This is a genomic window from Burkholderia sp. 10_S31 (assembly GCF_056930375.1).
This window is the reverse complement of the sequence record NZ_JBXOWK010000003.1, coordinates 2818385-2842498: the sequence shown is the minus strand read 5'-3', so window position 1 is coordinate 2842498 and position 24114 is coordinate 2818385. Positions and strand designations below refer to the sequence as shown.

Here is a 24114-nt window from a genome sequence, read left to right as displayed (position 1 = left end):
GGTCTGATGCCCCGCGCGGCTTTTTTTCTGTTTTTTGCCCGGATTGTGCCGTGCGAAGGTAACAAATTGCGAGTACGCGCCACCGGGCGGTCGGAATCGGAGGCGCTTCGCGATAAAATGCGGCTATTCGACGCCCAGCCGCGCCGTGTCCGTGCCGCCCCGGCTTCGACGGGGGGTGAGCGCCGCGCCGGCGTCAGGGCGCACCGGTTTTCATTCCAAGGAGTTCCACAATGCCTCTCGTATCAATGCGTCAATTGCTGGACCACGCGGCAGAGCACGGTTACGGCCTGCCGGCCTTCAACGTGAACAACCTGGAGCAGGTCCAGGCGATCATGGCGGCGGCGGATCAGGTCGGCGCGCCCGTGATCATGCAGGCATCGGCCGGCGCGCGTAAGTACGCAGGCGAGCCGTTCCTGCGCCACCTGATCGAAGCGGCGGTCGAGTCGTATCCGCACATCCCGGTCGTGATGCACCAGGACCACGGCCAGTCGCCGGCGGTCTGCATGGGCGCGATCCGCAGCGGCTTCACCAGCGTGATGATGGACGGTTCGCTCGAAGCCGACGGCAAGACGGTCGCCTCGTACGAATACAACGTCGACGTGTCGCGCAAGGTCGTCGAGATGGCGCACTCGATCGGCGTGACGGTCGAAGCCGAACTCGGCGTGCTCGGCTCGCTCGAGACGATGAAGGGCGACAAGGAAGACGGCCACGGCGCGGAAGGCACGATGACCCGCGAGCAGCTGTTGACCGATCCGGAGCAGGCCGCCGACTTCGTGAAACTCACGCAGTGTGACGCGCTCGCGATCGCGATCGGCACGTCGCACGGCGCGTACAAGTTCTCGAAGAAGCCGACGGGCGACATCCTGTCGATCCAGCGCATCAAGGAAATCCACGCACGCATCCCGAACACGCACCTGGTGATGCACGGTTCGTCGTCGGTGCCGCAGGAACTGCTGGCCGAGATCCGCGAATTCGGCGGCGACATGAAGGAAACCTACGGCGTGCCGGTCGAGGAAATCCAGGAAGGCATCAAGCACGGCGTGCGCAAGATCAACATCGATACCGACCTGCGTCTCGCGATCACCGGCGCGATCCGCCGCTACCTGTTCGAGAACCCGGGCAAGTTCGATCCGCGCGACTACCTGAAGCCCGCGCGCGAAGCGGCGAAGAAGGTCTGCGTCGACCGCTTCCTCGCGTTCGGCTGCGAAGGCCAGGCCGCGAAAATCAAGCCGGTGTCGCTCGACAAGATCGCCGAACAGTACAAGTCCGGCGCGCTCGCACAGGTCGTGCGCTGAGACTGTAGTACGATTGCCCCGCCCGGTTTCGCGCCGGGCCGGGGCTGACTGCCTTGGGGCCGGATCGGATCCGGCTTCGGCAGCCGTTCCGTCCGGCCGAACGAGGGCCGGCCGGCAACCGACGGGCGTGATCTCCCAGCGGTTCGCCGACGCATTGCAAGACCGCCGTTCCCGCCTGCCGCGGGGAACGGCGTTTCCCTTTTTGTTTGGCTCCTTATCTGCGAAAAGACGATGTCTACCCTTTACGAATCCACGCTCCGCTCGCTGCCGCTCCTCGGTCGCGGCAAGGTCCGCGACAACTACGCGGTCGGCAACGACAAGCTCCTGATCGTCACGACCGATCGCCTGTCGGCATTCGACGTGATCATGGGCGAGCCGATTCCGAACAAGGGCCGCGTGCTGAACCAGATGGCGAACTTCTGGTTCGACAAGCTCGCGCACATCGTGCCGAACCACCTGACGGGCGACGCGCCTGAAGCGGTCGTCGCGGCCGACGAGGTCGAGCAGGTCAAGGGCCGCGCCGCGGTCGTCAAGCGCCTCGAGCCGATCATGATCGAAGCGGTCGTGCGCGGCTACCTGGCCGGCAGCGGCTGGAAGGAATACCAGGCATCGGGCGCCGTGTGCGGCGTGCAGCTGCCGGAAGGCCTGCAGAACGCGCAGAAGCTGCCCGAGCCGATCTTCACGCCGGCCGCGAAGGCCGAGCTCGGCGAGCACGACGAGAACATCACGTTCGAGGAAACCGAGCGCCGCATCGGCACCGAGCTGGCCGCGACGATTCGCGACATCTCGATCAAGCTGTACAAGGAAGCGGCCGACTACGCGGCGACGCGCGGCATCATCATCGCCGACACGAAGTTCGAATTCGGCCTCGACAACCACGGCAAGTTGTACCTGATGGACGAAGTGCTGACGGCCGATTCGTCGCGCTTCTGGCCGGCAGACCAGTACGAAGTCGGCACCAACCCGCCGTCGTTCGACAAGCAGTTCGTGCGCGACTGGCTCGAGGCGCAGCCGTGGGGCAAGACCGCGCCGGCACCGGCGCTGCCGGCCGACGTCGTCGAGAAGACGGCCGCGAAGTACCAGGAAGCGCTCGAGCGCATCACCGGCCAGCCGCTTGCCTGAGAGAGAACGCACGAAATGAGTGAAGTCCAGACTGCCCACACGCACAGCGCGCCGCTCGTCGGCGTGCTGATGGGTTCGAGTTCCGACTGGGACGTGATGAAGAACGCGGTCGCGATCCTGCAGGAATTCGGCGTGCCGTACGAAGCGAAGGTCGTGTCCGCGCACCGGATGCCCGACGAGATGTTCGACTATGCGGAGAAGGCGCGCGAGCGCGGGCTGCGCGCGATCATCGCGGGCGCCGGCGGTGCCGCGCACCTGCCCGGCATGCTGGCCGCGAAAACCACGGTGCCGGTGCTCGGCGTGCCGGTCGCGAGCAAGTACCTGAAGGGCGTCGATTCGCTGCACTCGATCGTGCAGATGCCGAAGGGCGTGCCGGTCGCGACGTTCGCGATCGGCGAGGCCGGCGCCGCGAATGCCGCGCTGTTCGCGGTGTCGATCCTGTCCGGCACGTCGGTCGACTATGCGAACCGGCTCGCCGCGTTCCGCGTGCGTCAGAACGAAGCCGCGCACGCGATGGTGCTGCCGCCGCTGGCTTGACGGCGCACCGGCGGCCGCACTGCCATTCCAGCGGCCACCCGACCTCCCCACTGCGGCGGGCAGCGCCCGCCGCGACCGATCACTGACATGACCGCAACTCCTGATTCCGTTTCCCCGATCCTGCCCGGCGCGTGGCTGGGCATGGTCGGCGGTGGCCAGCTCGGCCGCATGTTCTGCTTTGCCGCCCAGTCGATGGGCTATCGCGTCGCCGTGCTTGATCCCGACCCGACGAGCCCCGCCGGCGCGGTCGCCGACCGCCACCTGCGCGCGGCCTACGACGACGAAGCCGCGCTCGCCGAACTGGCCGACCTGTGCGATGCCGTGTCGACGGAGTTCGAGAACGTGCCGGCCGCGAGCCTCGATTTCCTCGCGCGCACGACGTTCGTCGCGCCGGCCGGCCGCTGCGTCGCGGTCGCGCAGGACCGGATCGCGGAGAAGCGTTTCATCGAGGCCTCCGGCGTGCCGGTCGCGCCGCACGTCGTGATCGAATCGGCGGCGGCACTCGCCGCGCTCGACGATGCCGCGCTCGGCGCGGTGCTGCCGGGCATCCTGAAGACGGCGCGCCTCGGCTACGACGGCAAGGGCCAGGTGCGCGTGGGCACCGTGCAGGAAGCGCGCGACGCGCATGCGGCGCTCGGCGGCGTGCCGTGCGTGCTCGAAAAGCGCCTGCCGCTCAAATACGAAGTGTCCGCGCTGATCGCGCGCGGCGCGGACGGCCGCTCGGCCGCATTCCCGCTCGCGCAGAACGTGCATCACAACGGCATCCTCGCGCTGACCGTCGTGCCGGCGCCGGCCGCCGATGCCGCGCGTGTCGAAGAGGCGCAGCAGGCGGCCGTCCGGATCGCCGATACGCTCGGCTACGTCGGCGTGCTGTGCGTCGAATTCTTCGTGCTGGAAGACGGCTCGTTCGTTGCGAACGAAATGGCGCCGCGCCCGCACAACTCCGGCCACTACACGGTCGATGCGTGCGCAACGAGCCAGTTCGAGCAGCAGGTGCGCGCGATGACGCGCATGCCGCTCGGCAACCCGCGCCAGCATTCGCCGGCCGCGATGCTGAACATCCTCGGCGACGTGTGGTTCCCGAACGGCGGCGCGGCCGAAGCCGTCACGCCGCCGTGGGACACGGTCGCCGCGATGCCGGCCGCGCACCTGCATCTGTACGGCAAGGAAGAAGCGCGCGTCGGCCGCAAGATGGGCCACGTGAACTTCACGGCCGAGACGCGCGACGAGGCCGTCGCCGCCGCCACCGCGTGCGCGCAGCTGCTGCGCGTGGCGATCGACTGAGGCGCCGGCCGATGTCCATCGATCTCCCGCACGCCGTGACGCCCGCGCAGATCGACGCGGCTGCCGCGCTGCTCGACGCGGGGCAGCTCGTCGCATTCCCGACCGAAACCGTCTACGGGCTCGGCGGCGACGCGGCGAATCCCGAAGCCGTCGCGCGCATCTACGCGGCGAAAGGGCGCCCGGCGAACCATCCGGTAATCGTGCATCTGCCGCCCGGCGGTGATCCGGGCTACTGGGTCGACGACCTGCCGGCCGATGCGAAGGCGTTGATCGATGCGTTCTGGCCGGGCCCGCTCACGCTGATCCTGAAACGCCATGCGCGCATCCCGGACGCCGTGAGCGGCGGCCAGGATTCGGTCGGCCTGCGCTGCCCGTCGCATCCGGTCGCGCAGGCGCTGCTGGCCGCGTTCAGCGCGCGGCGCGGCGGTCACGGCGGTGTCGCCGCGCCGTCCGCGAACCGCTTCGGCCACGTGAGCCCGACCACCGCACAGCACGTGCGCGACGAATTCGGCGACACGGTTCACGTGCTCGACGGCGGTCCGTCCGAAGTCGGCATCGAATCGACGATCCTCGACCTGTCGCGCGGCTTCCCGGCGCTGCTGCGCCCGGGCCACGTGACGCCGCAGCAGATCGCCGACGTGCTCGGCCGCGCGCCGTGCCTGCCCGACGGCAGCGACGCGACCGCGCCGCGCGCGTCCGGCACGCTGAAGGCGCATTACGCGCCGCGCACGCCGCTCGCGCTGCTGCCGTTCGAGGCGCTCGAGCCGCTGCTCGCGGCCGCGCAGACCGATGGCGAACGCGTTGCGCTCGTCGCACGCGCGTCGCGCGCGGGACGCTGGGCACAGGCCGACGGCGTGCATTTCGTCGCGGCGCCCGAAGATCCACAGGCGTATGCGCGCGACCTGTACGGCATGCTGCGCGCGCTCGACCGCGCGCAGGTCGCACGCATCCTCGTGGAGAAGCTGCCCGAGACCGTCGAGTGGATCGCGGTCAACGATCGTCTCGGTCGTGCGGCCGCGGCGTTCGAAGCGCGCGACTGACGCAGCGTTTCGCATCGTCCGGAACAAAAAACGCCCGACCGGCGAACCGGTCGGGCGTTTTCGTTTGCGCGCGTGGCGGGCCGCTTACTTGCCGACGCCCGATGCCGCGATCTGCTGCTCGGCGTATTGCGCGAACAGCGCGTGCAGGCGCGTCGTCGGGTGGACCGTGTCGGCGAACATGTAGGTCTGGTCCGCGTTGGCGGTCGTGTAGGTCTGCGGCGAACAGAACAGCGACGAGCCGAAGGCGGTTGCATCCGCGACGCCGTACTGGGTCGCGGCCGCGACCATCGCCTTCAGGTTGCACGCGGTGTCGGTGTTCGACACGCTGAAGCCGTTCGCCTGGTAGTTCGCCGCGATGCCGTCCTGCCACTTGAACGAATCGAGCATCGCGTACTTCGTCGTGTCGACCTTCAGTGCAACGAGCGTGCCGACCAGCGCCTGGTTGAAGAGCCCCGACAGCTGCGTGAACGCGGCCTGCGTGCCGCCCTGCAGCGCGAGCGGCGTGCTGCCGATGTCCGGCACGTTCGCGACGAACACGTGCGACGCACCGGCCGCGACGATCTGCTGGACGATGCCGCCGAGCTGCTGAGCGGCGAGGCCGATCGCCTGCGCGGCCGCGAGCTGCGCGGCCGGCGTGTTGCCTTGCGCCTGCGCGACCTGTGCCTGATAGAAGATGTCGTTCGCGCCGCCGTTGATCAGCACGATCTGGCCGGCGTTGAAGCTGCCGTGCTGCGACAGGTACTGCTTGACCTGGTCGGCGATCGGCGTCGTGGTTGCCTGCGCGTAGTCGGGGTTTGGCACGCTCGACGCCGCGTGGCCGATGCCCGGCTGCAGCGTCACGCGCGAGCCGCCCTGTGCGTAGCCGAGGCCGCCCGTGGCCTGCAGCGGGACGCCGAAGCCGCCCTGGTTCGCGGGCTGCAGCGTGTCGCCGTAGTACTGCGCGACGTCCTGCGTCCACACCTGACCGGGGTTGGTCGTGAAGCGGCCGCCGCCGAAGCCGAGCTTGATCTGCGAGTAGGTACCGACGTCTGACAGGCTGTCGCCGAACGACACGATCTGCATTTTCACGCCGGACGGCGGCGTGTTCGACGCGCTGTTGTTGTTGTCGTCACCGCCGCCGCACGCGGCGAGCAGGGCGAGCGCGGCGCCCGCGATTGCGACCTGCGCGGTGCGCAGCAGGCGTTGACGGTTGCGCGACGGAGTGGATTGTCGTGACTGCATCGATGGATCTCCTCGTAGATATGGCCCGATGTGTTGTGCATCTGCCGTGTGCCCGCTCAGGTTCAGGCTGCACGGCGGCCGTTGGCTGAAGCGGTTATTGGTCGCGCACGGCCGCGAGCGGCGTGGTGCGCGGATCGTGGTTTGCGGCCTCGGCGATCTGCGCATGATAAGCGCTCGCCCATTCGGGCGGGCCGAAAATCGCGCGCAGCTTGTTGCGCCATCCGTCGACGCGCAGCGCGTCGGCCGCCATCGACGCCCACTCGTGAAACGTCGCGACGAGCGGGTTGTTCGAGCCGAGCGGCTCGACGATTCCGTATTGCGGCGGATCGTCGGGCGACTCCTCGACGTAGCTGCCGAACAGGCGGTCCCAGATCACCAGTACACCTGCGTAATTGCGGTCGATGTAGCGCGGGTTGCGTGCATGATGCGCGCGATGGATCGACGGCGTGTTGAGCACGTATTCGAGCCAGCCGAGCTTGCCGATCGCCTGCGTGTGCACGAAGAACTGGAACGCGAGATTGATCAGCACGACGCCGACGATCTGCTGCGGCGGAAAGCCGAGGAACGCGAGCGGCAGCCAGAACGCCCACATGCCCGCGACCGGATACATCAGGCTCTGCCGGAACGCGGTCGAGAAATTCATCCGCTCGGACGAGTGGTGCACGACGTGCGCGGCCCACAGCCAGCGCACGCGATGGCTCGCGCGATGGAACACGTAGTAGAGGAAATCCTGGCCGACGAACAGCACGACGAACGACAGCCAGCCGTCGTGCCACGTGAACAACCGAAAATGTGCGTAGCAGTACGCATAAACGGGGATCACGAACAGCCACGCGAGCTTGTCGGCGCCCTGGTGCATCAGCGCGAGCACCGCATTGCACAGCGTGTCGCGCCACGCATAGACAGGGTCCTGCGCACGCGTGCGGGCGAGGTGCCAGGCCTCCCACGCGATGCACAGCAGGAAGACGGGCGCCAGCGCGAGCAGAAGCAATTCGACGTCGAATCGCATGGACGTGTCTCCTCCTTTCCCCTGCAAGCCGTGAGGCCGGGCGCATGGCCCGTTGTAGATATCGGTCAGGCCAACAGCCTACGCAATCGCAACGCGCTAGGCGAGGGGGCAGCGTAGAGGGTTCCCTCTGAGGACAGGGTTTCTACGGAAACCATGCGCAACGGGGCCGTGCGGTGTGGCCCCTTTTTTGTGGGCAGGATGGGCCGGCGGTGCGCGGCGTGCCGCCGGCCGAGGCCGTTTCAAACCGCGACGGGCGAAGTCCCGGGGGCCGCGGGCTTCGAAAGCCGGTATCGCCCCGCGCTCGACGCAAGCCGGTCGCGGGGCACGGGTGCGCCGCGTCGCGGTGCGTGCGTCGTCAGCGCGCGCCCGCGTAGACCCATTCGAGCAGCGTGTCGTGCGCGGCGCGCGCGGCTTCCGCGTGATCGTCGTTGATGAAGCTGACGACGATGTAGCTCTGCCCGTCGGCACCCGCGACGTAGCCCGCGATCGCGCGCACGTCGCGCAGCGTGCCGGTCTTGATGTGCGCGTTGCCGAGCACGCCGGCGTTGGTCAGGCGGTTCTTCATCGTGCCGTCGATGCCGGCGATCGGCAGCGAATCGACGAACGCCTGTGCGACGGGGCTCGCGTTCGCGGCCTGCAGCAGCGCGGCGAGCGACAGCGCGCTCACGTGCTCGTCGCGCGACAGCCCCGAGCCGTTCTCGAGCTCGAGGTCGGGCATCGCGATCCCGCTCTTCTGCAGGAACGCGTGAATCGCGCGGCTCGACTGCTCGGGGGTGGCGGGCGGCTTGCCGGCGACCGCGCCGATCGTCAGGAACAGGTTGCGCGCCATCACGTTGTTGCTGAACTTGTTGATGTCGTAGACGATGCTGCCGAGCACGGGGCTGTGATGGACGGCCAGCGGGCGCGCGGTGGTCGGCACTTTGCCTTCGCTGACCGGTCCCGCGATCGTGCCGCCGTCCTGCTGCCACAGCGCGAGGAAGCCGCGCGCGAAGAACGCCGTGTGATCGAGGATCGCGAGGTTGGTCGTGTGCGCGCCGCAGCGCAGCGGATAGTCGCCGGCGAACGACGCGGTCATGATGCCGCCGCCGCCGGCCGACAGCGTCGGACGCGCGGCCGTGGCGGCCGCGCCGCACGATCCGCTACCTTCGTACAGCTGATTGTCGATCGACAGGTTCGCGAGCGGCGGCAGCACGTCGACGGCGACCTTGCCGTCGTTACCCGGCGTGACCGTGAACGACACGGCCTTGAACGCGTACAGCAGCGGATCGGGGCCGACGTTGTACGGTGCGCTCACGTCGTCGTCAAACGACGGCAGGTCGCGCGTCGACGCGGCAAAATAGCTTTTGTCGAGCACGAGGCCGCCGGCCACGCGCTTGACGCCCGCCTTGCGGAGCTTGTCGACGAGGTCGATCAGTTCCTCGGGCACGAGCTTCGGATCGCCGGTGCCCTTGATGTACAGGTTGCCCTGCAGCGTGCCGTCCGGATCGATCGAGCCGTCCGAATACGCGGTGGTGCGCCAGCGGAAGTCGGGGCCGAGGATCGACAGGCCCGAGAAGGTCGTGACGAGCTTCATCGTCGACGCCGGCAACATCGGCCGGCTCGCGTTCCATGCGATCAGCGGTTCGGGATCGCCGACGCGTTCGACGACGACGCTCATCGCCGATGCCGGTACCTTCGCGCGCTGCAGCGCGACGAGCACGGACGCCGGCAGGCCGGCCGCGCGCGCGGCCGGCGACACGACGGCGGTCTTGCGCGCTTCCTTGTGAGGCTTCTTGCGGGCCTGCGCGGACGGTGCGAACGCAAGGGCCGTGCAGGTGGCGACGACGGCGGCCGCGCGCAGGCAGAGACGGGCGCGCGGCGCGAACCGGGCGGAAAGAGCGGAAATCGGCATGGGCGAATACGGGAAAAGCACGGGTTCGGGCAGGGCGCTAGCGGCGCCGGAGCGCACATTGTAGAGACAAGTGCGGACACGCCCCTTGCAATCCGCCTTTCTGTTGCATTGCAGGGGGCACATGCGATTCGCGGCGCTACAATGGTCGCCATGTTTTACTCGCCCATGGGTTCCAGTTCCGATGCGGATTCTGCTTGTTGAAGACGATCGAATGATTGCCGAGGGCGTGCGCAAGGCGTTGCGCGCCGACGGCTTCGCGGTCGACTGGGTGCAGGACGGCGACGCGGCGCTCACGGCGCTCGGCGGCGAGGCGTACGACCTGCTGCTGCTCGATCTCGGCCTGCCGAAGCGCGACGGCATCGACGTGCTGCGCACGCTGCGCGCGCGCGGGCTGTCGCTGCCGGTGCTGATCGTCACCGCACGCGATGCGGTCGCCGACCGCGTGAAGGGCCTCGACGCGGGCGCCGACGACTACCTCGTCAAGCCGTTCGACCTCGACGAACTGGGCGCGCGGATGCGCGCGCTGATCCGCCGCCAGGCGGGGCGCAGCGAGTCGCTGATCCGCCACGGCGCGCTCACGCTCGATCCCGCGGCACACCAGGTGACGCTCGACGGCGCGCCCGTCGCGCTGTCCGCGCGCGAGTTCGCGCTGCTCGAGGCGCTGCTCGCGCGGCCCGGCGCGGTGCTGTCGAAGAGCCAGCTCGAGGAGAAGATGTACGGCTGGGGCGAGGAGATCGGCAGCAACACGGTCGAGGTCTACATCCACGCGTTGCGCAAGAAGCTCGGCTCCGACCTGATTCGCAACGTGCGCGGTCTCGGCTACATGGTCGTCAAGGAAAGCTGACGCGTGAGGTCGATTCGTCATCAATTGCTGATCTGGCTGCTTGCGATCGTCGTCGCGGGCGTGGGCATCGCGGGCTGGCTCATCTACCGGCAGGCGCTCGCCGAAGCGAACGAGCTGTTCGACTACCAACTGCAGGAAATCGCGGCGGCGTTGCCGTCCGAGCCGTTCTCGCAGGTGTTCGGCTCGCGCACCAATGGCGACGAAGGCATCGTGATCCAGATCTGGAATCGCAACGGCGTGCTGATGTACTTCTCGCATCCGCGTGCGCCGATCGCGCCGCGCGCGGAACTCGGCTTCTCGACCGAGCGCACCGATCGCGGCGAATGGCGCGTGTACGGCGCGATCGTCGGCGACAACGTCGTGCAGCTCGCGCAGCCGCTGTCGGTGCGCAACCGGCTCGCGGCGAACGTCGCGCTGCGCACGCTGTGGCCGCTGATCGTGCTGTTGCCGTTCCTCGGCGCGGCCGTGTGGGTGATCGTCGGGCGTGGGCTCGCACCGCTCGGCCGCGTGACGCGCGCGGTCGAGGCGCGCCGGCCGGAAGCGCTCGATCCGCTGCCCGATGCGCGCCTGCCGCTCGAGGTGCAGCCGCTCGTGCGCGCGCTGAACGGGCTGCTCGCGCGGCTGTCGGCCGCGCTCGACACGCAGAAGGCGTTCGTGGCCGACGCCGCGCACGAACTGCGCACGCCGCTCGCGGCCGTGCAGATCCAGGCGCAGCTCGTCGCCCGCGCGAAGGACGACGCATCGCGCCGCGAGGCGGTCGCGGATCTCCAGGATGGCGTGTCGCGTGCGACGCGTCTCACGGAGCAACTGCTCGCGCTTGCACGCGCCGAACCGGATGGCGCGACGATGCGCGAGCCGGTCGACCTGCAGGCGCTGCTTGTCGAATGCGTGGCCGCGCATGCGCCGCTCGCGCAACGGCACCACATCGATCTCGGCTTCGAGGAGACGCGCGCGGCGAGCGTCGTCGCGGACGTCGGCGCGCTGCGCGTGATGTTCGGCAACCTGCTCGACAACGCGGTGAAGTACACGCCCGACGGCGGCCGCATCGACGTGTCGCTGATGCGCGACGCGGCTGGCCGCACATGCGTGCAGATCGGCGACAGCGGGCCCGGCATCCCGGCCGACGAGCGCGAGCGCGTGTTCGACCGCTTCTACCGCGACAGCTCTGCGCGCTCGCGCGCCGACGTGTCGGGCAGCGGGCTCGGCCTCGCGATCGTCAAGCGCGTGGCGGCGCAGCAGGGCGCGACGGTGACGCTCGGCGACGCGGCCGCGGGCGGCCTGCTCGTGAGCGTCGTGTTCCGCGACGCCGAGATGCCGGCGCCGGCGCCGCAGGCCTCCGAATCCGTATGACGAACGGCGCCCGAGCGGGCGTGGCGGCGGCCTAAGCCCCGCTTAAGGTCGATTAAGCCTCCTTTAAGTCAGGGTCGTTACGCTGCGTCCTAACAAAGAGGAGGTCCTACGATGAACACCCGATTCCTTGCGCGCGGCGCCGTCGCGGTCGCCGTGGCAGCTGCCCTGTCCGCCGGCTATGTCGCGGGCACCCGCCGCGCCGATCCGCAGATCATCACGCCCGCGCAGGCCGCCGCGCTGATGCCGGCCGAGGCCGCGGCAAAGACCGGCATTCCCGATTTCTCCGGGCTGGTCGAAACCTACGGCCCGGCGGTCGTGAACATCAGCGCGAAGCACGTCGTGAAGCAGGTGTCGCGGCGGGTGCAGCAGCCGCAGCTGCCGATGGATCCGAGCGACCCGTTCTACCAGTTCTTCAAGCACTTCTACGGCCAGGTGCCGGGCATGGGCGGCGACGCGCAGCCGGACGACCAGCCGAGCGCGAGCCTCGGTTCGGGATTCATCGTCAGCGCCGACGGGTACATCCTCACCAATGCACACGTGATCGACGGCGCGAACGTCGTCACGGTCAAACTGACCGACAAGCGCGAGTACAAGGCGAAGGTCGTCGGCTCCGACAAGCAGTCCGACGTCGCGGTGCTGAAGATCGACGCGAGCGGCCTGCCGACCGTGAAGATCGGCGACCCGGGCCAGAGCAAGGTCGGCCAGTGGGTCGTCGCGATCGGCTCGCCGTACGGCTTCGACAACACGGTCACGTCCGGCATCATCAGCGCGAAATCGCGCGCGCTGCCCGACGAGAACTACACGCCGTTCATCCAGACCGACGTGCCGGTGAACCCCGGCAACTCGGGCGGCCCGCTGTTCAACCTGCAGGGCGAGGTGATCGGCATCAACTCGATGATCTACTCGCAGACGGGCGGCTTCCAGGGCCTGTCGTTCGCGATCCCGATCAACGAGGCGATCAAGGTCAAGGACGAGCTCGTGAAGACGGGCCACGTGAGCCGCGGCCGCCTCGGCGTCGCCGTGCAGGGGCTGAACCAGACGCTCGCGAGCTCGTTCGGTCTGCAGAAACCGGACGGCGCGCTCGTCAGCTCGGTCGACCCGAACGGCCCGGCCGCGAAGGCGGGCCTGCAGCCGGGCGACGTGATCCTGGCGGTCAACGGCTCGCCGGTGGCCGACTCCACGTCGCTGCCCGCGCAGATCGCGAACCTGAAGCCGGGCTCGAAGGCTGACCTGCAGGTGTGGCGCGACAAGTCGAAGAAGTCGATCAGCGTGACGCTCGGCGCGATGGCCGACGCGAAGCTGGCGTCGAACGACGGCAGCCCCGTCGAGCAGGGGCGCCTCGGCGTCGCGGTGCGTCCGCTCACGCCGCAGGAGCGCAGCGCGACCAGCCTGTCGCACGGGCTGATCGTGCAGCAGGCCGGCGGCCCGGCAGCGAGCGCGGGCATCCAGCCGGGCGACGTGATCCTCGCGGTCAACGGCCGCCCGGTCACGAGCCCCGAGCAGTTGCGCGATGCGGTCAAGGGAGCGGGCAACAGTCTTGCTCTACTGATCCAGCGCGATAATGCACAGATCTTCGTGCCGGTCGACCTGAGCTGACCGGCGGCCGTTGCGGGCCGGCCTTGCCGGCCCTGGCGGGCGCCGCCGGCGTTCGGCCTCGTGGTGTTGTGTTCCGACCCGAAAGGAGAGAGCCATGCAATATCTACGCAACGTGTCCCGATTTGCCGTCGCCGCGGCGCTGGCCGCCGGCTTTGCGGCCGCCGTGCCCGGCGCGTACGCGCAATCGGACGGCTTGCCCGCGGCGAGCCAGCAGGGCGATGTCAGCTACGTGTCAGGCGGCATCGGCAAGGATCAATCGACGGCATTCGAGCAAAACGAAGCGGCGTGGCCGCTGGCGCTGCGCTTCACCGGCAAGGGCGGCGAATACCTGGCCGACGTCCATGTGCGGATCGTTGACGGCAAGGGCACCGAGCTGCTGAAGACGGACGCACGCGGGCCGTACATGCTCGTGAAGCTGCCGCCGGGGCGCTACACTGTCCACGCGTCGTACCAGGGCAGTGATGAATCGCGCGCGGTCACGGTCGGGGCGAAGGGCGGCACGAAGGCCGCGTTCCAGTGGAGTGCGCAGTAGCGCATCGCGCGGGCCCTGCCCGGGGCGCGCAATCGGATGAAGTTTCGCCCATAATGAAAGCCACGGCACCTGTGCCGTGGCTTTTTCGTTTCCTGCGCCCGGCTTGCCTGCCGGGGCCGCCGCCCGGAGGAGAAACGATGTCCGATCCCGCCGACCTTCGCCTCGAGATCGTGCCGAACCGCCATCGCGTGCGCGTGATCCATCGCGGCATCACGTATGCCGATTCGCACGGCGCACTGACCGTGCGCGAAACGGGCCAGCCGGACATCCATTACCTGCCGCGCGGCGACGTCAACATGCACCGGCTCGTGAAGTCGAGCGTCACGACGGTCTGCCCGCTGCGGGGCCAGGCCGTGTATTTCGATTTGCAGACCGAAGACGGCGTGATCGAGAACGCCGCGTGGAGTTACGAAGAACCGGGGGAGACCGCGTCCGCGCTTGCGCACTACGTCGCCTTCGATGTCGCACGGGTCGACAGTCTCGTCGAGACGTCCTGATGCGGCGCGTGTTCATCGGGGAGGCATCATGGAACTGAACGACACGTTGCGCGTACCGCTCGCGCCGGCTGTCGTGCGGGAGGCATTCGAGGATCTCGCGTTGCTGCGGGCGAGCTTCGAGCACTGCGAATCGTTCGTGAAGCTCGCGCACGGCGAGTTCGCGCTGACGATCACGGTCCCGCTCGGCCCGCTGCGTGCGCGCTACGACGTGCGTGCGCACTCGGCGAGCGAGCAGGGCGACGCGGAAGGGCAGCCGCGCCGCGTGCTCAGCTTCAAGGCGCGGGCCGACGGCCTCGGCGCGCTGCGCGGGCAGGTCGACCTCGTGCTGCTGCCGGACGATGACGACGCAGCCGCGACGCGCATCGAATACCTGGTGTGGGCGACGGCAAGCGGGCCGCTCGCCGAACTGCCGGCGCGGCAGATCGAGAATGCGCTGCGCGAGTGGACCGACGATTTCTTCCGCGAATTCTGCGCGGTCGTGCAGGCGAAGCACGGTCTCGTGCCGAACCGCGCGCGCTCGAATCCGCAGCGTCGCCAGCATGTGTTCCTGCGGCCCGCGTCGCTGATGGCTGCCGCGAAGCGTCCGCTGCCGCCGCACCTGGGCGGCGCGCTGAGCGGCCGCGCCGCGAGCGCCGTCCATCATCGCGAATCCGGCCCGCTGCCCGTCTGGGCGTGGGCGGCGATCATCGTGTTCGTCGCGCTGCTGCTGTATGCGGCGCGCTGGATCAACGGCGCCTGAGCGCCTGCGTCCGCCAACGCGTTGCCCGGCCGACCGCCTGCGGCGGCGTGGTGGTCACTGGCGCCGCGGGTCGGGCCCGGCGCCGCGAAATTCCCTTCGATACGCCGACGGCGACGTGCCGAGCGCGCCCGCGAAATGCTGGCGCAGCGACACGCTCGAGCCGTAGCCCGCCGCCTGCGCGATCGCGTCGATCGATTGTCCGGTGGTTTCCAGCAGATGCTGCGCGCGCGTGAGCCGCTCGGCCTGCAGCCACGCGGTCACGGTCGTGCCCGTCGCCTGGCGGAAATGACGCGTGAACGTGCGCCGGCTCATCAGCACGCGCTCGGCGAGAGAGTCCACACTGTGCGCGACGTCGAGATGCGTGCGCACCCAGTCGAGCAGGCCCGCGAGCCGTGCGTCGCGCGGATGCGCGGCGACCGGCTGCGGCACGTATTGCGCCTGTCCGCCCTGGCGGTGCGGCGGGATTACGAGACGGCGCGCGATCCGGTTCGCGGCCTCCGAGCCGAAGCGGCGCCGCACGACGTGCAGGCAGCAGTCGAGCCCAGCGGCCGTGCCGGCCGACGTCATCAGGTTGCCGTCGTCGACGTACAGCACGTCGGGGTCGAGCTTCACGCGCGGAAAACGCCGCGCGAAGTCGTCGGCCCACGCCCAGTGCGTCGTGGCCGGACGCCCGTCGAGCAGCCCGGCCGTGGCGAGCACGTACGCGCCGAGGCACAGGCCGACGACCTGCGCGCCGCGCGCGGCGGCCGTGCGTACCGCGTCGACCAGCGCGTCCGGTGGTGTTTCGTCGGGATCGCGCCACGCCGGCACGATGACGATGTCCGCGTCGTCGAGCGCGTCGAGCCCGTACGGCGCGGTGATCGCGAAGCCACCGGTGGTCGACAGCGGGCCGCGCTCGGCCGAACAGACGCGGAAATCGAACGCGGGCGTCGCGGCCGCATCGCGCTCCTTGCCGAACACGGCGGACGGCACCGACAGGTGGAACGGGCTGATGCCGTCGTACGCGATCACGGCGACGACGGTCGGGGCAACGGCAACGGACGACGCAGCGGCACGCATGGCGGGCTCCGGAATGGTGATGGCCCGATTCTATCGAAGAATGGCAATCGGGCCACTGTCCACCGGTGCGATGCGATCCGACAATGCATCGCATCGTGCTGCTGACCGCCCCGTTCCGGAGCGGGGCGGCACCCGAACCCGGAGCCTGCCATGTCCAACCCCGCATCGCCTGCCGCTGCCCGCCGTGCCCTGATCGTGATCGATGTCCAGAACGAATACGTGACGGGCAACCTGCCGATCGAGTATCCGAGCGTCGACGCGTCGCTCGCGAACATCGGCCGCGCGATCGATGCCGCGCATGCGGCCGGCGTGCCCGTGATCGTCGTCCAGCACGTCGCGCCGGCTGGTGCACCGATCTTCGCGCCCGGCACGGACGGCGTCGCGCTGCATCCGGTCGTCGCCGACCGGCCCCATGCGCACCTGATCGTGAAGGCGCAGGCCAGCGCGTTCGCCGGCACCGATCTCGCCGCGTGGCTCGATGCGCACGGCATCGACACGCTCGCGGTCGCCGGCTACATGACGCACAACTGCAATGCGTCGACGGTCTATCACGCGGCGCATGCGGGGCTCGCCGTCGAGTACCTGGCGGACGCGACGGGCGCGTTGCCGTACGAGAACGAAGCGGGTGCGGCGAGTGCCGAAGAGATTCACCGCGCGTACACGGTGGTGTTCCAGTCGAATTTCGCGGCCGTGATGTCGACCGATGCCTGGATCGCGGGACTCGGCGGCGCGGCGATGCCGAAGCGCGATTCGGTGGCCGCATCGAACCGGCGGGCCCGCGCGCAGCGCGCGAAGGCGGCCTGAGCGAACTGGAGTGAGAAGGGGCTGCCGGGCGGAGCGGCGCTGCCGCCCATGCGGGGCCGGGTCGCCCGGCAGCCGATGACGATGAAGGCGCGCATCACGCCGTGAGGGGAAGCGCCGGTCAGTCGCCCGTTTTCAGCATCGCCGGGCTGTAGCGCATCATGTCGAAGCAGCCGTCGACGAGCTGTTCCGCATGCTGCTCGGCATCGATCTCGTCGGGCAGCATCAGCATGTCGCGCACGAAGCCGCTGACGAGCGTGTGCAGCATCAGCGTCGCGCGCCACGTGTCGAGCCGCTCGGGCAGCAGCTTGAGCCGCACGGCGCCCGCGAGATCGGCATCGATCGCATGCAGCGCCTCGCTCATTCCCGCGCGGTTGCGTTGCAGCAGCGGCTCCATGTCCGCGACGTATTCGCACTTCATGAACAGGATGCTGAACACGCGCCGCAACTGCGAGTCGCGCTGCACCCCGAGCAGGCACCAGATCAGGATCTTGCGGATCTTCTCGAGCGGATTGCCGCCCGGTGCATCGAGCGGCATTCGCTTGAGCTCGTCGATCGGCAGGAACACGCGGTCGAACATCGCATCGAACAGCTCGCTCTTGTTCGCGAAATGCCAGTAGATCGCGCCGCGCGTCACGCCGGCGTGCTGGGCGATGTCCGCGAGCGACGTGTGCGACACGCCCTTCTCGAAGAACACGTGTTCGGCAGCGTCGAGAATGCGGTTGCGCGTCTCGAGTGCCTCCTCCTTGGTGCGTCTGACCATGTGCAGGCCTGAATGGATCGATCGTAGGTGAATATAGGGTCTGTAACCCTCGTCGCCGTTGCGAGGAGTCGCTATGCTTGCGACTGGTAATAATTCGTAAGACTTGACGGTCGGCGGCGGGCGAGCGGGCTTTTTACATACATTCGTGAATGTATATACAATACCACCCTACGATCGAATGGCCAAAGTGGCAATCAGTTAATATCCCACTCTGCTGATTCCCGCCAAAGTACCAGTCCGCAGTTCGCGGCATCTCGTCGGCATGGAGGTCTCGTGCCGACTTGCTGTATCCAGTAGTCCAGCAATTCAGGTGTTCGATCTGCGCCGCGAGGCGCATCCGTGTGGCGCTCCGTTCGGGCGCCGCACTCATTCCAATGGTTATACACAGAGGTCGCTCCATGCGCGTCGAACGGGTTCCATACCGCTTACTCACTGTCGCGACGGCCGCCGTTTTCCTGGCCGCGTGCGGGAAAAAAGAATCGGCACCGCCGCCGCAAACGCCGGAAGTCGGCGTCGTCACCGTCCAGCCGCAATCCGTAGCGGTCTTCACCGAACTGCCGGGCCGCACCAGCGCGTTCCTGGTCGCGCAGGTCCGCGCACGGGTCGACGGCATCGTGCTGCGCCGTGAATTCACCGAAGGCAGCGACGTCAAGGCCGGCCAGCGCCTCTACAAGATCGACCCGGCGCCGTACGTCGCCGCCCTGAACAGCGCGAAGGCGACGCTCGCGAAGGCGCAGGCGAACCTCGCCACGCAGAACGCGCTGCTCGCGCGCTACAAGGTGCTGGTGGCCGCGAACGCGGTCAGCAAGCAGGACTACGACAACGCGGTGGCCACTCAAGGGCAGGCCGCGGCGGATGTCGCGGCCGGCAAGGCAGCGGTCGACACCGCGCAGATCAACCTCGGCTATACGGACGTCGTGTCGCCGATCACCGGCCGCGTCGGCATTTCGCAAGTGACGCCGGGCGCCTACGTGCAGGCGAGCCAGGCAACGCTGATGTCGACGGTGCAGCAGCTCGATCCGGTCTACGTCGACCTCACGCAGTCGAGCCTCGACGGGCTCAAGCTGCGCCAGGACGTGCAGAGCGGCCGCCTGAAGACGAGCGGCCCGGGCGCGGCGAAGGTGTCGCTGATCCTCGAAGACGGCAAGACCTATTCGGACGCCGGCAAGCTGCAGTTCTCGGACGTGACGGTCGACCAGACCACCGGCTCGGTGACGATCCGCGCGGTGTTCCCGAACCCGGGCCGCGTGCTGCTGCCGGGGATGTTCGTGCGCGCACGGATCGAGGAAGGCGTGAACGAGAACGCGTTCCTGGTGCCGCAGATCGGCGTCACGCATGACCAGAAGGGCCAGGCGATCGCGATGGTCGTGAACGCGAGCAACAAGGTCGAGCCGCGTCCGCTGAAGACGACCGGCATGCAGGGTCAGAACTGGGTCGTCGAAGGTGGCCTGCAGGCGGGCGACCGCGTGGTCGTGCAGGGCGTCGACAAGGTTCGTCCGGGCGCGACCGTGAAGTCGGTCGCGGCGCAGCTGCCGGCCGCCAATGCCGCATCGGGTGCCGCCGCATCGGGCGCAGCGCCGGCGAGTGCCGCCGCTGCTTCGAGCGCGCAATAACAGGGAGCCTGTTTCATGGCAAAGTTTTTTATCGATCGCCCGATCTTCGCGTGGGTGATCGCCATCATCCTGATGCTGGCCGGGGTTGCGGCGATCTTCACGCTGCCGATCTCGCAGTATCCGACGATCGCGCCGCCATCGATCCAGATCACCGCGAACTACCCGGGCGCTTCCGCAAAGACGGTGGAAGACACGGTGACGCAGGTGATCGAGCAGCAGATGAGCGGTCTCGACCACTTCCTGTACATGTCGTCGACCAGTGACGACTCGGGCAACGCGACGATCACGCTGACGTTCGCGCCGGGCACCAACGCGGACATCGCGCAGGTCCAGGTGCAGAACAAGCTGTCGCTCGCGACGCCGGTTCTGCCGCAGGTCGTGCAGCAGCTGGGCCTGTCGGTGACGAAGTCGAGCAGCAGCTTCCTGCTGGTGCTCGCCTTCAACTCCGAAGACGGCAGCATGAACAAGTACGACCTCGCGAACTTCGTGGCGTCGCACGTGAAGGATCCGATCAGCCGGTTGAACGGCGTCGGCACCGTCACGCTGTTCGGCTCGCAGTACGCGATGCGGATCTGGCTCGACCCGACCCGCCTGACGAACTACGGCCTCACGCCGGTCGACGTGACGAGCGCGATCACCGCGCAGAACGTGCAGGTCGCGGGCGGCCAGATCGGCGGCACGCCGGCCAAGCCGGGCACCGTGCTGCAGGCGACGATCACCGAATCGACGCTGCTGCAGACGCCCGAGCAGTTCGGCAACATCCTGCTGAAGGTCAACCAGGACGGCTCGCAGGTTCGCCTGAAGGACGTCGCGCAGATCGGCCTCGGCGGCGAAAACTACAACTTCGACACGAAGTATAACGGTCAGCCGACCGCGGCACTCGGTATCCAGCTCGCGACCAACGCGAACGCGCTCGCGACCGCGAAGGCCGTGCGCGCGAAGATCGACGAGCTCGCACCGTTCTTCCCGCATGGCCTCGTCGTGAAGTATCCGTACGACACGACGCCGTTCGTGAAGCTGTCGATCGAGGAAGTGGTCAAGACGCTGCTCGAAGGTATCGTGCTCGTGTTCCTCGTGATGTATCTGTTCCTGCAGAACCTGCGGGCGACGATCATCCCGACGATCGCGGTGCCGGTGGTGCTGCTCGGCACGTTCGCGATCATGTCGCTGGTTGGCTTCTCGATCAATACGCTGTCGATGTTCGGCCTCGTGCTCGCGATCGGCCTGCTGGTGGACGATGCGATCGTGGTGGTGGAGAACGTCGAGCGCGTGATGGCGGAAGAGGGGCTGTCGCCGAAGGAGGCGACCCGCAAGGCGATGGGCCAGATCACCGGCGCACTCGTCGGCGTGGCGCTCGTGCTGTCGGCGGTGTTCGTGCCGGTCGCGTTCTCCGGCGGTTCGGTCGGCGCGATCTATCGCCAGTTCTCGCTGACGATCGTGTCGGCGATGGTGCTGTCGGTGCTGGTCGCGTTGATTCTGACGCCCGCGCTGTGCGCGACGATCCTCAAGCCGATCCCGCAGGGCCATCACGAAGAGAAGAAGGGCTTCTTCGGCTGGTTCAACCGCACGTTCAACAACAGCCGCGACAAGTACCACGTCGGCGTGCACCACGTGATCAAGCGCTCGGGCCGCTGGCTCATCATCTATCTGGTCGTGATCGTCGCGGTCGGGCTGCTGTTCGTGCGCCTGCCGAAGTCGTTCCTGCCCGATGAAGACCAGGGCCTGATGTTCGTGATCGTGCAGACGCCGTCGGGTTCGACGCAGGAAACGACCGCGAAGACGCTCGCGAACATTTCCGACTACCTGCTGAAGGACGAGAAGGAAATCGTCGAGTCGGCGTTCACGGTCAACGGCTTCAGCTTCGCCGGCCGCGGCCAGAACTCCGGTCTCGTGTTCGTGAAGCTGAAGGACTACTCGCAGCGTCAGCACGCGAACCAGAAGGTCCAGGCGCTGATCGGCCGGATGTTCGGCCGCTATTCGGGCTACAAGGACGCGATCGTGATCCCGTTCAACCCGCCGTCGATTCCGGAGCTCGGTACCGCCGCCGGCTTCGACTTCGAGCTGACGGACAACGCCGGTCTCGGCCACGACGCGCTGATGGCCGCGCGTAACCAGCTGCTCGGGATGGCCGCGAAGGAGCCGACGCTGCAGGGCGTGCGTCCGAACGGGCTGAACGATACGCCGCAGTACAAGGTCGACATCGATCGCGAGAAGGCGAACGCGCTCGGCGTGACGGCGGATGCGATCGACCAGACGTTCTCGATCGCGTGGGCGTCGAAGTACGTGAACAACTTCCTCGATACCGACGGCCGGATCAAGAAGGTGTACGTGCAGTCGGACGCGCCGTTCCGGATGACGCCGGAAGACCTGAACATCTGGTACGTGCGCAACGGGTCGGGCGGGATGGTGCCGTTCAGTTCGTTCGCGACCGGTCACTGGACGTATGGTTCGCCGAAGCTCGAGCGCTACAACGGCGTGTCCGCGATGGAAATCCAGGGTCAGGCCGCGCCGGGCAAGTCGACCGGTCAGGCGATGACCGCGATGGAAGGGCTCGCGAAGAAGCTGCCGGTCGGTATCGGCTATTCGTGGACCGGCCTGTCGTTCCAGGAAATCCAGTCGGGCTCGCAGGCGCCGATCCTGTACGCGATCTCGATCCTGGTCGTGTTCCTGTGTCTGGCGGCACTGTATGAAAGCTGGTCGATCCCGTTCTCGGTGATCATGGTGGTGCCGCTCGGCGTGATCGGCGCACTGCTGGCGGCGACGATGCGTGGTCTCGAGAACGACGTGTTCTTCCAGGTCGGCCTGTTGACCACGGTGGGCTTGTCCGCGAAGAACGCGATCCTGATCGTCGAGTTCGCGCGCGAACTGCAGCAGACGGAGAAGATGGGGCCGATCGAGGCCGCGCTGGAAGCGGCGCGCCTGCGGCTGCGTCCGATCCTGATGACGTCGCTCGCGTTCATTCTCGGCGTGATGCCGCTCGCGATCAGCAACGGCGCGGGCTCGGCCAGCCAGCACGCGATCGGTACCGGCGTGATCGGCGGGATGATCACGGCGACGTTCCTCGCGATCTTCATGATCCCGATGTTCTTCGTGAAGATCCGTGCGATCTTCAGCGGCGAGAAGGAAGACGTCGACGCGGCGCTGCGCCTGGCTCAGGAGCACTCGCACCACGAAGAGACGCCGGACAACGGTGACGAAGGCAACAAGGGACAGTGATGATGCAAAAACACGCTTTGACTGCAATCGCGGTCGCGCTCCTGGCCACGGGCTGCACGCTGGCGCCGCATTACACGCGGCCCGATGCGCCCGTCGCGCAGGCGTACCCGGCCGGCGGCGTCTATGCGACGCAGCCGGGTGCTGCCGGCGCGCGCAGCGCGAACGGCCAGGCGGCGACCGCCATCGGCTGGCGCGAATTCTTCGTCGATCCGCGCCTGCAGCGGCTGATCGAGATCGCGCTGAAGAACAACCGCGACCTGCGCGTGGCAGTGCTGAACATCGAGGCGGCGCGCGCGCAGTACCAGATCACGCGCGCCGGGCTGTTCCCGACGCTCGATGCGACGGGCACCGGCAATCGTCAGCGGTTGCCGAATTCGCTGACGGCGGTGCCGGGCCGCAACATCACGACCACCTACAACGTCGGCCTGTCCGCGTCGTGGGAGCTCGACTTGTTCGGCCGGATCCAGAGCCTGAAGGACCAGGCGCTCGCGCAATACCTGTCGACGTCGTACGCGCGGCAGGGCACCGAGATCTCGCTCGTGTCGCAGGTCGCGGATCAATACCTGACGCTGCTGTCGACCGACGACCTGCTGAAGGTCACGGAAAACACGCTGAAGACCGCGCAGGCGTCGTACGACCTGACGAAGCTGCAGTTCGACAACGGCACGGGCTCCGAGCTCGAGCTGCGTCAGGCGCAGACGGTGGTCGAGCAGGCGCTGTCCAACCAGCAGGCGCAGGCGCGCGCGCGCGCGCAGGCGCTGAACGCGCTGGTGCTGCTGATCGGCGAGCCGCTGCCGGACGATCTGCCGGCGGGCATGCCGCTCGACGCGCAGAACCTGCTGACCGACGTGCCGGCCGGTCTGCCGTCGGACCTGCTCACGCGCCGTCCGGACGTGATGCAGGCCGAGCAGACGCTCCTCGCCGCGAACGCGAACATCGGTGCGGCGCGCGCGGCGTTCTTCCCGCGCATCTCGCTGACTGGCGCGTTCGGTACCGCGAGCCCGACGCTCGGCGGCCTGTTCAAGGCCGGCACGGCGGCGTGGTCGTTCGCGCCGCAGATCACGATGCCGATCTTCGAAGGCGGGCAGAACATCGCGAACCTGAACCTCGCGAACGTGCAGAAGCGCATCGAGATCGCCAACTACGAGAAGGCGATCCAGTCGGCATTCCGCGAAGTGTCCGACGGGCTGGCCGCACGCGGCACGTACGACCAGCAGATCGCCGCGCTCGAGCGCAACGAGCACGCGCAGCAGCGTCGTTTCGATCTGTCGGACCTGCGCTACAAGAACGGCGTCGACAGCTACCTGTCGGTGCTGACCGCGCAAACCGATCTGTACACCGCGCAGCAGTCGCTGATCAACGCGCGTCTGGCGCGCTGGACGAACCTCGTCGATCTGTATCGCGCGCTGGGCGGCGGCTGGATCCAGCACGCGGGCGAGACGCCGCGCGCGCCGGACCAGACGGTCGACTACGACAAGGCGGCCGCACCGGCGCCTGCGTCGGCAGCGGCGACGAACGGATAAGCCCGACGGCGGGCAGGGGCGGGCGACCGCTCCGGTTCGCCGACGCCGCGGTCCCCGCGATGCGACAACGCCACGGACGACAATCCGTGGCGTTTTTTTTGTGCGGCAGGTTTGTCGCGTGGGTCGAGGGTGCGCGGTGAGGTATGTGGCGAGTTCGAGCCGACCGTCGTTCTTCGGTTCAC

Annotated in this window: 20 protein-coding genes; 15 read left to right on the top strand and 5 right to left on the bottom strand. The window is 68.2% G+C overall.

The genetic code is table 11. The annotated features are described in order from the left end of the window. The first annotated feature begins 230 nt into the window (after positions 1 to 230). The 5 genes from fba to AC1Z3W_RS33350 all read left to right on the top strand — a co-directional run bounded on the left by fba (position 231) and on the right by AC1Z3W_RS33350 (position 5278). Positions 231 to 1295, top strand: coding sequence for a class II fructose-bisphosphate aldolase (gene fba / locus AC1Z3W_RS33370; RefSeq protein WP_057929312.1), 1065 nt, complete (start codon positions 231 to 233; stop codon positions 1293 to 1295). Positions 1296 to 1526: 231 nt separating this feature from the next. After that, on the top strand, positions 1527 to 2417 hold the full coding sequence (locus tag AC1Z3W_RS33365) for a phosphoribosylaminoimidazolesuccinocarboxamide synthase (RefSeq protein WP_057929311.1): 891 nt from the start codon (positions 1527 to 1529) through the stop codon (positions 2415 to 2417). Between the two features lie 15 nt (positions 2418 to 2432). After that, on the top strand, positions 2433 to 2954 hold the full coding sequence (gene purE, locus AC1Z3W_RS33360) for a 5-(carboxyamino)imidazole ribonucleotide mutase (protein WP_012364611.1): 522 nt from the start codon (positions 2433 to 2435) through the stop codon (positions 2952 to 2954). An 87-nt stretch (positions 2955 to 3041) separates the two neighbouring features. Next, positions 3042 to 4238, top strand: a complete 1197-nt coding sequence (locus AC1Z3W_RS33355) for a 5-(carboxyamino)imidazole ribonucleotide synthase (RefSeq protein ID WP_124833667.1) — start codon at positions 3042 to 3044, stop codon at positions 4236 to 4238. Between the two features lie 11 nt (positions 4239 to 4249). After that, a complete protein-coding gene (locus tag AC1Z3W_RS33350; protein WP_483509336.1) occupies positions 4250 to 5278 on the top strand; it encodes an L-threonylcarbamoyladenylate synthase in 1029 nt (342 codons plus the stop codon). Between the two features lie 84 nt (positions 5279 to 5362). On the opposite strand, the gene AC1Z3W_RS33345 is transcribed toward AC1Z3W_RS33350, so the two are convergent. The 3 genes from AC1Z3W_RS33345 to dacB form a co-directional block, all read right to left on the bottom strand. Then, complete coding sequence (locus AC1Z3W_RS33345) at positions 5363 to 6499, bottom strand: SGNH/GDSL hydrolase family protein (RefSeq protein WP_057929308.1); 1137 nt, start codon at positions 6497 to 6499, stop codon at positions 5363 to 5365. A gap of 94 nt (positions 6500 to 6593) precedes the next feature. Continuing rightward, positions 6594 to 7508, bottom strand: coding sequence for a sterol desaturase family protein (locus AC1Z3W_RS33340; protein ID WP_124833670.1), 915 nt, complete (start codon positions 7506 to 7508; stop codon positions 6594 to 6596). Between the two features lie 355 nt (positions 7509 to 7863). Beyond that, positions 7864 to 9399 carry a D-alanyl-D-alanine carboxypeptidase/D-alanyl-D-alanine endopeptidase gene (gene dacB, locus AC1Z3W_RS33335; RefSeq protein ID WP_483509335.1) on the bottom strand — a complete coding sequence of 512 codons (1536 nt, stop codon included), beginning with the start codon at positions 9397 to 9399 and terminating at the stop codon, positions 7864 to 7866. 181 nt (positions 9400 to 9580) lie between these two features. On the opposite strand from dacB, the gene AC1Z3W_RS33330 reads away from it, so the two are divergent. The 6 genes from AC1Z3W_RS33330 to AC1Z3W_RS33305 all read left to right on the top strand — a co-directional run bounded on the left by AC1Z3W_RS33330 (position 9581) and on the right by AC1Z3W_RS33305 (position 14957). Next, the gene (locus AC1Z3W_RS33330; RefSeq protein ID WP_057929305.1) at positions 9581 to 10243 is read left to right on the top strand and encodes a response regulator; all 663 of its coding nucleotides are present in this window, start codon (positions 9581 to 9583) and stop codon (positions 10241 to 10243) included. Positions 10244 to 10246: 3 nt separating this feature from the next. Then, positions 10247 to 11593, top strand: coding sequence for an ATP-binding protein (locus tag AC1Z3W_RS33325; protein ID WP_057929304.1), 1347 nt, complete (start codon positions 10247 to 10249; stop codon positions 11591 to 11593). A 111-nt stretch (positions 11594 to 11704) separates the two neighbouring features. Continuing rightward, positions 11705 to 13189, top strand: a complete 1485-nt coding sequence (locus AC1Z3W_RS33320) for a DegQ family serine endoprotease (RefSeq protein WP_057929303.1) — start codon at positions 11705 to 11707, stop codon at positions 13187 to 13189. Positions 13190 to 13283: 94 nt separating this feature from the next. Next, positions 13284 to 13721: a carboxypeptidase-like regulatory domain-containing protein gene (locus AC1Z3W_RS33315; RefSeq protein WP_057929302.1), complete on the top strand. Its 438-nt coding sequence runs from the start codon at positions 13284 to 13286 to the stop codon at positions 13719 to 13721. 137 nt (positions 13722 to 13858) lie between these two features. Beyond that, positions 13859 to 14218 carry a DUF427 domain-containing protein gene (locus tag AC1Z3W_RS33310; protein WP_057929301.1) on the top strand — a complete coding sequence of 120 codons (360 nt, stop codon included), beginning with the start codon at positions 13859 to 13861 and terminating at the stop codon, positions 14216 to 14218. A gap of 28 nt (positions 14219 to 14246) precedes the next feature. Then, the gene (locus AC1Z3W_RS33305) at positions 14247 to 14957 is read left to right on the top strand and encodes an SRPBCC family protein (RefSeq protein ID WP_124833671.1); all 711 of its coding nucleotides are present in this window, start codon (positions 14247 to 14249) and stop codon (positions 14955 to 14957) included. A gap of 54 nt (positions 14958 to 15011) precedes the next feature. Here the strand turns inward: AC1Z3W_RS33305 and AC1Z3W_RS33300 are convergent, their stop codons facing one another. Then, positions 15012 to 16016 carry a helix-turn-helix domain-containing protein gene (locus AC1Z3W_RS33300; protein WP_483509334.1) on the bottom strand — a complete coding sequence of 335 codons (1005 nt, stop codon included), beginning with the start codon at positions 16014 to 16016 and terminating at the stop codon, positions 15012 to 15014. Between the two features lie 150 nt (positions 16017 to 16166). Here AC1Z3W_RS33300 and AC1Z3W_RS33295 point away from each other — a divergent pair, with 150 nt between their 5' ends. Further along, on the top strand, positions 16167 to 16820 hold the full coding sequence (locus AC1Z3W_RS33295) for a cysteine hydrolase family protein (RefSeq protein ID WP_057929298.1): 654 nt from the start codon (positions 16167 to 16169) through the stop codon (positions 16818 to 16820). 118 nt (positions 16821 to 16938) lie between these two features. On the opposite strand, the gene AC1Z3W_RS33290 is transcribed toward AC1Z3W_RS33295, so the two are convergent. Next, a complete protein-coding gene (locus AC1Z3W_RS33290; protein ID WP_057929297.1) occupies positions 16939 to 17580 on the bottom strand; it encodes a TetR family transcriptional regulator in 642 nt (213 codons plus the stop codon). A gap of 398 nt (positions 17581 to 17978) precedes the next feature. On the opposite strand from AC1Z3W_RS33290, the gene AC1Z3W_RS33285 reads away from it, so the two are divergent. The 3 genes from AC1Z3W_RS33285 to AC1Z3W_RS33275 are packed head-to-tail and all read left to right on the top strand — an operon-like array spanning position 17979 to position 23932. Continuing rightward, positions 17979 to 19193 carry an efflux RND transporter periplasmic adaptor subunit gene (locus AC1Z3W_RS33285; protein WP_175825045.1) on the top strand — a complete coding sequence of 405 codons (1215 nt, stop codon included), beginning with the start codon at positions 17979 to 17981 and terminating at the stop codon, positions 19191 to 19193. Positions 19194 to 19208: 15 nt separating this feature from the next. After that, the gene (gene bpeB / locus AC1Z3W_RS33280) at positions 19209 to 22409 is read left to right on the top strand and encodes an efflux RND transporter permease BpeB (protein WP_483509333.1); all 3201 of its coding nucleotides are present in this window, start codon (positions 19209 to 19211) and stop codon (positions 22407 to 22409) included. Next, positions 22409 to 23932 (top strand): efflux transporter outer membrane subunit, encoded by a 1524-nt coding sequence (locus tag AC1Z3W_RS33275; protein WP_057929294.1) that lies wholly within the window; start codon positions 22409 to 22411, stop codon positions 23930 to 23932. Before bpeB ends, AC1Z3W_RS33275 begins: the two co-directional genes overlap by 1 nt. Positions 23933 to 24114: the final 182 nt, after the last annotated feature.

Excerpts from the sequence above, each read along its gene's own strand:
- bpeB (WP_483509333.1), top strand. The coding sequence starts at position 19,209 with ATGGCAAAGTTTTTTATCGATCGCCCGATCTTCGCGTGGGTGATCGCC.
- AC1Z3W_RS33320 (WP_057929303.1), top strand. The coding sequence starts at position 11,705 with ATGAACACCCGATTCCTTGCGCGCGGCGCCGTCGCGGTCGCCGTGGCA.
- AC1Z3W_RS33345 (WP_057929308.1), bottom strand. The coding sequence starts at position 6,499 with ATGCAGTCACGACAATCCACTCCGTCGCGCAACCGTCAACGCCTGCTG.
- AC1Z3W_RS33340 (WP_124833670.1), bottom strand. The coding sequence starts at position 7,508 with ATGCGATTCGACGTCGAATTGCTTCTGCTCGCGCTGGCGCCCGTCTTC.
- AC1Z3W_RS33315 (WP_057929302.1), top strand. The coding sequence starts at position 13,284 with ATGCAATATCTACGCAACGTGTCCCGATTTGCCGTCGCCGCGGCGCTG.
- AC1Z3W_RS33350 (WP_483509336.1), top strand. The coding sequence starts at position 4,250 with ATGTCCATCGATCTCCCGCACGCCGTGACGCCCGCGCAGATCGACGCG.
- fba (WP_057929312.1), top strand. The coding sequence starts at position 231 with ATGCCTCTCGTATCAATGCGTCAATTGCTGGACCACGCGGCAGAGCAC.
- AC1Z3W_RS33285 (WP_175825045.1), top strand. The coding sequence starts at position 17,979 with ATGCGCGTCGAACGGGTTCCATACCGCTTACTCACTGTCGCGACGGCC.
- AC1Z3W_RS33300 (WP_483509334.1), bottom strand. The coding sequence starts at position 16,016 with ATGCGTGCCGCTGCGTCGTCCGTTGCCGTTGCCCCGACCGTCGTCGCC.
- AC1Z3W_RS33310 (WP_057929301.1), top strand. The coding sequence starts at position 13,859 with ATGTCCGATCCCGCCGACCTTCGCCTCGAGATCGTGCCGAACCGCCAT.
- AC1Z3W_RS33330 (WP_057929305.1), top strand. The coding sequence starts at position 9,581 with ATGCGGATTCTGCTTGTTGAAGACGATCGAATGATTGCCGAGGGCGTG.
- AC1Z3W_RS33290 (WP_057929297.1), bottom strand. The coding sequence starts at position 17,580 with ATGGTCAGACGCACCAAGGAGGAGGCACTCGAGACGCGCAACCGCATT.
- AC1Z3W_RS33305 (WP_124833671.1), top strand. The coding sequence starts at position 14,247 with ATGGAACTGAACGACACGTTGCGCGTACCGCTCGCGCCGGCTGTCGTG.
- dacB (WP_483509335.1), bottom strand. The coding sequence starts at position 9,399 with ATGCCGATTTCCGCTCTTTCCGCCCGGTTCGCGCCGCGCGCCCGTCTC.
- AC1Z3W_RS33355 (WP_124833667.1), top strand. The coding sequence starts at position 3,042 with ATGACCGCAACTCCTGATTCCGTTTCCCCGATCCTGCCCGGCGCGTGG.
- purE (WP_012364611.1), top strand. The coding sequence starts at position 2,433 with ATGAGTGAAGTCCAGACTGCCCACACGCACAGCGCGCCGCTCGTCGGC.
- AC1Z3W_RS33365 (WP_057929311.1), top strand. The coding sequence starts at position 1,527 with ATGTCTACCCTTTACGAATCCACGCTCCGCTCGCTGCCGCTCCTCGGT.
- AC1Z3W_RS33295 (WP_057929298.1), top strand. The coding sequence starts at position 16,167 with ATGTCCAACCCCGCATCGCCTGCCGCTGCCCGCCGTGCCCTGATCGTG.
- AC1Z3W_RS33275 (WP_057929294.1), top strand. The coding sequence starts at position 22,409 with ATGATGCAAAAACACGCTTTGACTGCAATCGCGGTCGCGCTCCTGGCC.